Raw genomic sequence first — 3933 nt, forward strand, 5'->3', positions numbered from 1 at the left:
CGCCACTTCCGGTTCGCGCAATGCGGATGCGATGGCGACGGCGATTGTCGCTGCGGCGTTTTTTGCCGCGATGATCACGCAGACCTCGGATTTCGTCATCGACATGGATTTGCCTCTCGTACAGGTAATATCGATTTGCCCTCGCCCCGTACTCGTTCGATGCACTACAGAATTGCCATCAGCATCCAATTTACCCTCAGCGACTCGCCGGCCGCTCGAAGATGCGGCGGCTGATATCGGCGGACGCCGCCCAGCCTGCTTCGGCCAGATAGCGGACCGGCGCGCGGCCGCACAGTTCCCAAAGCACCGTTCGCCGCTGCGGCCACCGCAGCGACGGCAGCCACGGCGCGATGACCATGCTGAGCAGATCCTCATTGCCGATGCGCGGCAGGATCCTGGTCGCGCGCTGCGACAGCAGCGTGCCGGCACCGCCGAGTAGCACGTCGGCGGCGCGCAGGCCAAGCAGCAGCGTGTCGTCCAGACCTTGCGCGGTAGCGGCATCGAGCAAACGCTGCTGATCCGCCTCGTCGAGGCGGCCGGCGCTGGCGCCGATATCACAGACGTATCCGGCGCAGGGTTCCCGGTTGAAAAGTGCCTTGGCGACGCTGATGCAGGACAAAAGCAATGTATCGGCCACCGAGGTGAACGGCACCGTCGCACCGGCGATTTCGACCTGTCGCTTGCGCCGCAGGAACCCGTCCGCGTCGCGCGGGCTTGGCGAGCCGGGCTGCTGGAGGCGGTAGTGGAGATCGACGGTGGACGACCTCGGCCCGTCGTCCCGGGTCATGTGCTGTTCGCCGAGGAAGCGGACCCACCAGACGGAGCTCGACTTGCCTGATACCTCATAGCCGATCTTGCGAAGCGCATCACGCGCCCTGAAAAATCCGAGCGGCGAAACCAGGATGTCGACATCGCCCGAGGGCTTCATAAAATGGTCGTCGTAGAGAAGTTGCTGCTGGAACGGACCCTTCAGAAAAACGAAATCGATCTCGCTGGCGCGCAGCACGTCCTGGATCGCCATCGAATCCATGATGCAGGACGCGTTCATCGAAACCGTTTTCCTGCGGTAGGTGTCGAGCCATTGGAAAAGCTTAGTTGGCCTCTGAAGCGCGGGTGCGCGCGAAAGCGCCTTGAGGACAAAGACGGCGACCTTGTTCAGCCTGGCAATCTCGGCAATTTTTTCACCGTCAAGATGGCGCATCGAAACGTCGCCCGCGCCCGGGCCGGCGAAAAACAATCGCAGGCAAGCCTGCACATAGGCCACCTCGCCGGCACAGCCGGCGGCGCGCAATCGTTCGTATGAGCCATCCGGCAAGGCCATTTAGCGCACAGTCTCCCAAGAAAGCGTTTCGCGCCGACACTTATGCTGCAAGTGCGAAGCAAGCATCACCAAAAACCTCGATGCCGTAAAGCCTTTCCTTCTGCAGTGCGAATTTTTGCCACCAAAGCGTCTATCGAGGTGGCATCGGAAAGCAGTGAAAACCGCGGTTGAAATGTCCCTTGCCACGTCCGCTTAGGCAATCTCCGGACGATTTCTCAAATGGAAATTCTTTTCATTAGAGAGGCCTAAATATAGGCACAACGCAAACGGCTTATGCAAGCAAAATCAAATGCTTAAAGAATCAGCACAGGCGCGATCGTCGTGCACAAGGAATCGGCTAAAAAATGACAAGTTTTAGGCATGCCGCTCATGTGACGACGCCAGCAACCGTAATTGATTAACAGAAAGTAAAACAGTCTTGACTCATAAATGCTGCCGTGCAGCTATTGCATTGCAGCATAAAAGTGCTGACGGCACTCGACAGGCCGTTTCCAGTCCTAAATCGGAGAGTAAAATGGAACAGAATGTTGAAAAGCATGAATATGAAACGCCAAGCCTGACGGTCCATGGTTCGATTGAGACCATCACCCAGGGCGGCGGCGGCAGCACGGCGATCGACGCATCGTTCCCCGCGCATACGCCGATTGGCGACCTGACGTTCTCCTGAGACCTACAGCCGATTCCAGAGTGACATGTTGGGACTCTGGATTCAAAAGCAGACGTAAGAGGGGTCGGGGGGCCAGCCTCCCGATTTCTCCTGCGCCGCCTGGAGATGTCGCAGCGTTTTGTCAGCGAGGTTTGGGGATGAACGGGGAGCTATCCGACCGTGATCTGGGCGACCACGATAGCGTGTGCGCGACCAAGGATGCCGTGGCTTGCGAGTTCGGCGATGGCTTGGCGCTGCTCAATCTCAAATCCAATGTCTACTACAGCCTGAATGGCGTCGGCGCCTTCATCTGGGATTTAATCCAGGAACCCCGGTCGATCGGCGACATCCGCAGCGCCGTGCTTGCGCGCTACAATGTCGACCCGGTGCGCTGCCAGGCCGATGTCGACGCATTGCTGAAGGGCCTGGCCGATAATGGGCTTGCGAGACGGCATCATGAGGCACTTGTCTAAGCCGGTCCAGCACAAGTCCCTGGTTTCACGGGCCCTGGTTTCGCCGGCCTTGTCTTCGCGGGCCACGGCTTTACGGCAGGAACCGGCGAGAGAAACAAACGTCAAGCAGACGAAGCGCGGGGGAAGCCGGCGCGGGCTGGTCAGGATTTTCTCCCTGACTGGCTCGGAAATGATCTTCCTTGGCCATTGCCTGCTGGTGGTGGCGACAGTTCGGCTGGGGCTGACGCTGTTGTCCTACAATCGTGTACGCAGCCTGGTGACGCGCCTCGACGCGCGGCAGTGCGCCTCAATGGGCGAACTGCGGCGCGTCGCCTGGGGCGTTGCCGCCGCGGCCCGTTTCGTCCCTTACGCCACGTGCCTGACCCAGGCGCTCTCCGGCCAGTATATTCTCGCCCGCCAAGGCAATGAATCGACGGTACGCATCGGCATCGAACGTGGCACAGGCGAGCAGTTGAAAGCACATGCCTGGCTGGTCAGCGACAACCATATCGTGCTTGGCGGATCGATCGACGGCTTCGCCCATCTCGTCGACCACGGCAGCCGATGAGCGGCGTCGCCGGAATCCTGTTGCGCGGAGCAAACGCACCGGCGGTCGCGGCGGCCGACATTCAGCAAATGCTGGCGCGCATGCGCCATCGTGGTCCTGACGGCAGTTCTTGGTGGCTGGACACCAGCATCGCCCTTGGCCCCGCCTGCCTCAACACATCGGATGAAGTCGGTCCGGGCCCTTTGACGATGGCTGGGGGCCGGCTCGCCATCACCGCCGATTGCCGGCTGGACAACCGTGACGAGTTGCTGGCCAGGCTCGGTATCCGCGACCAGTCGGTAGCCGACGCGATCGTGCTGATGCGGGCCTACCTGCGCTGGGGCGAAGCCTGCCCGGAGCATCTGCAAGGCGATTTCGCCTTCGCCATCTGGGATGACGAGCGGCAATCGCTGTTTTGCGCGCGCGATCATTTTGGCGTCAAGCCGTTCTACTACCACGCGGCGGACCGGCGTTTTGCCTTTGCGTCGGAGATCGGTCCGATCCTGGGCGTCGAGGGTATCCGCGCACGTGTCAGCGAGCGCCAGATCTCCGGCTTCCTGGCCGGGCTTCCCGACGACCCGCAGTCGACCCCCTACAGCGATATATTCAGCCTGCCGGCCCGCCACAGCCTAACCGTCACCGCGCAACAAGTGATGCTGCGCCGATACTGGCAGATCGAGCCGTCGGCGCGGCCCTTGCGGTCGGATGCATCGGAGGAATTCGCCCATCTGTTCTCGCAATCGGTGCGCAACCGCATGCGAGGGACCTCGGCGGTCGGGGCAATGCTGAGCGGCGGCCTCGATTCCTCGTCTATCGCCTGTGTCGCCGGCCTGCAGAATGCCGCCGCGCGCAAGCCGAGGCTGCCAACCTTCTCGCTGATTTTCGAGAAGGGCTCGCCGATGGACGAGCGGCCCTTCATCGATGCCGTTCTCGACCAGCAGAAGGTCGACGCGACGCTGATCCCGGT

4 protein-coding genes and 2 pseudogenes are annotated in these 3933 nt (G+C 61.2%); 4 read left to right on the plus strand and 2 right to left on the minus strand.

The window, feature by feature from the left end:
* Together EOA22_RS26595 and EOA22_RS26600 are read right to left on the minus strand one after the other, a co-directional pair.
* Positions 1-105, minus strand: a pseudogene (locus EOA22_RS26595) (glycosyl transferase family A); the annotation flags it as partial.
* Positions 106-196: 91 nt separating this feature from the next.
* Entirely contained in the window at positions 197-1321 is a 1125-nt protein-coding gene (locus EOA22_RS26600) for a nucleotidyltransferase family protein (protein ID WP_013528113.1), read from the minus strand.
* Between the two features lie 514 nt (positions 1322-1835).
* On the opposite strand from EOA22_RS26600, the gene EOA22_RS26605 reads away from it, so the two are divergent.
* The 4 genes and pseudogenes from EOA22_RS26605 to EOA22_RS26620 all read left to right on the plus strand — a co-directional run.
* Positions 1836-1988, plus strand: coding sequence for a lasso peptide (locus EOA22_RS26605; RefSeq protein WP_010913078.1), 153 nt, complete (start codon positions 1836-1838; stop codon positions 1986-1988).
* 137 nt (positions 1989-2125) lie between these two features.
* On the plus strand, positions 2126-2440 hold the full coding sequence (locus EOA22_RS26610) for a PqqD family protein (RefSeq protein ID WP_027164264.1): 315 nt from the start codon (positions 2126-2128) through the stop codon (positions 2438-2440).
* 169 nt (positions 2441-2609) lie between these two features.
* Positions 2610-2987, plus strand: a complete 378-nt coding sequence (locus EOA22_RS26615; protein WP_244514257.1) for a lasso peptide biosynthesis B2 protein — start codon at positions 2610-2612, stop codon at positions 2985-2987.
* Positions 2984-3933: pseudogene (locus EOA22_RS26620) on the plus strand (lasso peptide isopeptide bond-forming cyclase); the annotation flags it as partial. The gene EOA22_RS26615 and the pseudogene EOA22_RS26620, both read left to right, overlap by 4 nt.

Source organism: Mesorhizobium sp. M7A.F.Ca.US.014.04.1.1 (genome assembly GCF_003998745.1).
Classification (GTDB): Bacteria; Pseudomonadota; Alphaproteobacteria; order Rhizobiales; family Rhizobiaceae; genus Mesorhizobium; species Mesorhizobium ciceri.

Excerpts from the sequence above, each read along its gene's own strand:
- EOA22_RS26600 (WP_013528113.1), bottom strand. The coding sequence starts at position 1,321 with ATGGCCTTGCCGGATGGCTCATACGAACGATTGCGCGCCGCCGGCTGT.
- EOA22_RS26615 (WP_244514257.1), top strand. The coding sequence starts at position 2,610 with ATGATCTTCCTTGGCCATTGCCTGCTGGTGGTGGCGACAGTTCGGCTG.
- EOA22_RS26605 (WP_010913078.1), top strand. The coding sequence starts at position 1,836 with ATGGAACAGAATGTTGAAAAGCATGAATATGAAACGCCAAGCCTGACG.
- EOA22_RS26610 (WP_027164264.1), top strand. The coding sequence starts at position 2,126 with ATGAACGGGGAGCTATCCGACCGTGATCTGGGCGACCACGATAGCGTG.